This is a genomic window from Kitasatospora sp. NPDC056731, from assembly GCF_040687675.1.
Taxonomy (GTDB): Bacteria; Actinomycetota; Actinomycetes; order Streptomycetales; family Streptomycetaceae; genus Kitasatospora.
This window is the reverse complement of the sequence record NZ_JBFBNR010000097.1, coordinates 1-3999: the sequence shown is the minus strand read 5'-3', so window position 1 is coordinate 3999 and position 3999 is coordinate 1. Positions and strand designations below refer to the sequence as shown.

Here is a 3999-nt window from a genome sequence, read left to right as displayed (position 1 = left end):
TAGGAGCCATCAACGTTCTACGGGCCGGGCTGGCCCGTCGCGACGCCCGCCAGGGTTAACGAGAAGCCCCGGCGTTTACGCCGAGGAGGAGTCACCGAGGACAGCCTCAAGCGCCTGCGCACCGACCGCCTGGACATCGTCTGGGTCCACGACATCGCCCAGGACTTCCACGGCGACCAGTGGCTGGCCAAGTTCGAGGAGGCCCGCACCGGCGCCTTCCGAGTCCTGTCCCGCCTGCGCGACGGGGGCGTCATCGGGGCCTGGGGCCTCGGCGTCAACAAGACCGAGCCGATCGAGCTCACCCTGTCCCTCGACGAGCCCCGCCCGGACGGCTTCCTCCTCGCCGGCCGCTACATCCTCCTCGACCACGAGCACGCCCTCCAGCGCCTGCTGCCGATGGCACAGGAGCAGGGCGTCGGCATGGTCGTCGGCGGCCCCTACAGCTCCGGCATCCTCGCCGGCGGCACCCACTTCGAGTACCAGGAAGCCCCTGCGCACATCATCGAGCGCGTCACCCGGCTCAAGGACCTCGCCGCGGAGCACGGCGTGAGCATCAAGGCCGCCGCCCTGCAGTTCTCCCTCGCCCACCCGGTCACCGCCGCGGTCGTCGCCGGCGCCACCAAGCCCAGCCGCATCGCCGAGGACCAGGCGGCGCTCAACGAGACCGTCCCCGCCGCGTTCTGGCAGGAGCTGCGCTCCGCCGAACTCGTCAGCCCGGCCGCCCCGCTGCCGTACGGCGCCTGAACCACCCCCGACCCGTCAGGAAATCCGATCATGGCCTCCACCTCCGTCAGCCGCATCGTCCCCGCCTCCCCCGACACGGTGTGGAACCTCATCGGCGGCTTCGACTCCCTCCCCGACTGGCTCCCGTACATTCCCGAGAGCACCGCCCTCGCAGGCGGCCGCGTCCGCCGCCTGCGCAACCCCGAGGGCGGGACCATCATCGAGCGCCTCGTCGCCTTCAACGAGGCCGAGCGCCACTACAGCTACGCCATCCTGGAAGCCCCGTTCCCCGTCAATGGCTACGTCTCCACGATCCGCGTCCACGCCGTCCCCGGCCAGGAGAACGCCGCCGAGGTCCAGTGGTCCGGCCGCTTCAACCCCGACGGCGCCACCGAGGCCGAGGCCGTGGCCCTCTTCACCACCATTCACCGCGACGGCCTCGCGGCCCTCCACACCACCCTCGCCGCCTGAGACCCCTTCCTCCTGCAAGCCCGGGTACGCCCCCCGCGTACCCGGGCTGCCGGTCCGTTCGGCGAGCGTCCGCCATTCTCCGAACTAAGCTTGACTCTGCCGAGGACCTTGAGCCGTGGTCAGCTGCCGAGCGTTCGCCAGGACTTCGACCGGGGGATCCCCTGCTGATCCAGGAAGGCCTGGAAAGCGGTCGGCGATCTAGGTGAAGAGGTTCGGTGACTCGCATGTACGAAGAGGGATTTGATGTTCCGTATCGACTTTGACCGAAGCTCGATGCGAGCACCGTCCGAGAAGCAGATGACATCTCTTGGCTCGACCAGCGAGATGAATCTTCGATACGCATACTTCGAAACAGATGCACAGCTCGCCGCGGAAGGCCTGGATGAGTCCTTCAGGATCATTCCCATCCTGGACTTCATGTTCTGCCTGATCCTGGCAGCCGACAAGGTGGGGAACGGAGAGACAGGAGAAGTTGATTTCACCGAAAACTCCGCGTCCATCACGTTCCAGCCCGAGGGTTCGAGCCTGACGATCCTGTGCTCCTGGAACCCTGCGCCGGGCCGATGCAGCACTGACGACTTCATGCGCGGCACCCTCCAGTTTGCCACGGAAGGGCTGGAGTTCATTGTCGAGAAGTATCCGGGCTTCGCGGAGAATCCGACCCGCCACAAGCTTCTGGCGATGAAGGCGCGACTGGAATCGGGGCTGGAGCACCAGCCGTGCTAGTCAACTGGCCCGGCCTGCGACCTGGTCGATTGCGGGGATACCCAGGAATACAGGTGATTCCTTGAGTTGCCGCTGCGCCTTGGTTTGCGCAACCTTCTCTTCTGCGGCAGCAAAGCTGAAACCGAGTTGTTCGACGTGGCCAAGCCAGCCCTCGCCTTCAGCCTCAGTGATTCTGTCATTCAGGTGACATGTTGTTCGAGCACTCCGACGCCGACAGCGTTCTCCGGTTGGTGACGTCTGGAGCGGTTCGCGCTCGCGCCGAACTGGCCGGGGCGTGGCCTGCGATGCGGCCGTGCTCGGCTGACAGCGGCCGGCCTGCTGGCCCTTGCAGCAAGCGGCCGGGCGGGGTGAGGCGGTCCAGGGCCTTGACCCCGGATGTTGGACACCAGACACACTTGGATCTTGATGGTCCGGGTGGACAGGAGTCCTGCACCGATGGTGATGAAGCACTACCCGCCGCAGTTCAAGGTGGATGTGGTCGCGTTGTACCAGTCTCGGCCGGGGGGCGACGATCAAGTCGGTCGCCGAGGACCTGGGGGTGAACACCGAGACACTGCGCAATTGGATCCGGGCCGCTGACGGCCAGCGTCCCGGCGCTCACTCGGCGTCCGGGGCGGTCGTGTCGGCGCCGACCGTGGACCCTGTACAGGCCGAGCTCGCCGCCGCGCGCAAGAGGATCCGCGAGCTGGAGGAGGAGCGGGACATCCTGCGCAAGGCCGCCCGGTATTTCGCCGGGGAGACACGCTGGTAAACCGCTGCCAGTTCGTTGCCGACCACCAGCGCCGCTACGGCGTCAAGCGGCTGTGCCAGGTCCTGGGCATCGCCCGGTCCAGCTTCTACCACTGGCGCAGGTCCGCTCCCGCTCGGGCGGCCAGGGAGGCCACGGACGCGAAACTCACCGGGCGGATACGCGCGGTCCACGCCGCCTCGGACGGCACCTACGGCGTCCCCAGGATCACCGCCGAGCTCCGCGACGGCGGTGAGGTGATCAACCACAAGAAGGTCGCCCGACTGATGAAGGCCGCCCGGATCGCCGGACTGCGACTGCGACGCAAGCACCGCACGACCATCAGCGATCCGGCCGCCGCGAAGGCACCGGACCTGGTCGGCAGGGTGTTCACCGCTGACGAGCCGAACCGGAAGTACGTCGGCGACATCGCCTATCTGCCGGTGGGCGGCGGCCGGTTCTGCTACCTCGCGACCATGATCGACCTCGCCTCCCGGCGGCTCGCAGGCTGGGCCGTTGCGGACCACATGCGTACGGACCTGGTCCTCGATGCCCTGGCAGCGGCCGAACGGACCCGGGGCAGCCTCGCCGGCGCGGTGATCCACACCGACCACGGGTCGTAATATACGAGGCGGGCCTTCGCCGAGGCCTGCCGCCGAGCCGGTGCCGTCCAGTCGATGAGCGCGGTCGGCTCCAGCGCGGACAACGCCGCCGCGGAGAGCTTCAACGCGACGATGAAACGCGAGACGCTCCAGGGCCGCAGAGGCTGGACCAGCGAATGCGAAGCCCGCCTCGAACTCTTCCGCTGGCTGCACCGCTACAACACCGTCCGCCGCCACTCCCGCCTCGGACACCGCAGCCCCATCGCCTACGAGACCGCACTCCACATAACATCAACTACGCTCGCCCAAGCCGCATAACCCCGTGTCCAACATCCGGGGTCAAGGCCCGTTCGGGTCCTCGCCCGCCTGTGCGACACCTGCATCTACCGGTCGGGCAACCTGATGAACCTCGCACCCGGCCGCCTACGACAGCTCGCCGCCGAAGCCTTCGCCGCCAACGGGCACATCGTCGGCCACTCGACTCTGCCTGCCCTCGCGCCGCCCGGGACGAAGGCCGCAATCTGCCGAGGCTTCGCCAACGCCCATGGCCGCGCCATCCTCGCGCTGCGCATCGCCGCCGGCCGAGCCGAACTATTACTGACCTTGGCGCTTCGAGGTGATTGGCCTGTTTGTGTAGCTGACTGGCGGTCATTTGCGCGCTATGCCGTTGGTATGCGCTATGCGGATGGGGGCGGACTGACGGCGAAGGCACGTCAGCGCCGCGAGGCGGTGCGGCTGGAGGCCGCCGCG

At 67.8% G+C, this 3999-nt stretch carries 2 protein-coding genes and 3 pseudogenes; all 5 read left to right on the top strand.

The window, feature by feature from the left end; translation table 11 throughout:
• Nucleotides 1–96: 96 nt before the first annotated feature.
• Nucleotides 97–744, top strand: a pseudogene (locus AB0R04_RS38810) (aldo/keto reductase); the annotation flags it as partial.
• A 30-nt stretch (nucleotides 745–774) separates the two neighbouring features.
• Nucleotides 775–1194 carry an SRPBCC family protein gene (locus tag AB0R04_RS38805; RefSeq protein ID WP_363378882.1) on the top strand — a complete coding sequence of 140 codons (420 nt, stop codon included), beginning with the start codon at nucleotides 775–777 and terminating at the stop codon, nucleotides 1192–1194.
• Between the two features lie 243 nt (nucleotides 1195–1437).
• Nucleotides 1438–1920 (top strand): hypothetical protein, encoded by a 483-nt coding sequence (locus tag AB0R04_RS38800; RefSeq protein WP_363378880.1) that lies wholly within the window; start codon nucleotides 1438–1440, stop codon nucleotides 1918–1920.
• Between the two features lie 435 nt (nucleotides 1921–2355).
• Nucleotides 2356–3567: pseudogene (locus AB0R04_RS38795) on the top strand (IS3 family transposase).
• An 84-nt stretch (nucleotides 3568–3651) separates the two neighbouring features.
• Nucleotides 3652–3999 (top strand): annotated as a pseudogene (locus AB0R04_RS38790) (hypothetical protein); the annotation flags it as partial.

Coding starts and splice junctions, on each gene's coding strand:
- AB0R04_RS38800 (WP_363378880.1), top strand. CDS start 1,438: ATGTTCCGTATCGACTTTGACCGAAGCTCGATGCGAGCACCGTCCGAG.
- AB0R04_RS38805 (WP_363378882.1), top strand. CDS start 775: ATGGCCTCCACCTCCGTCAGCCGCATCGTCCCCGCCTCCCCCGACACG.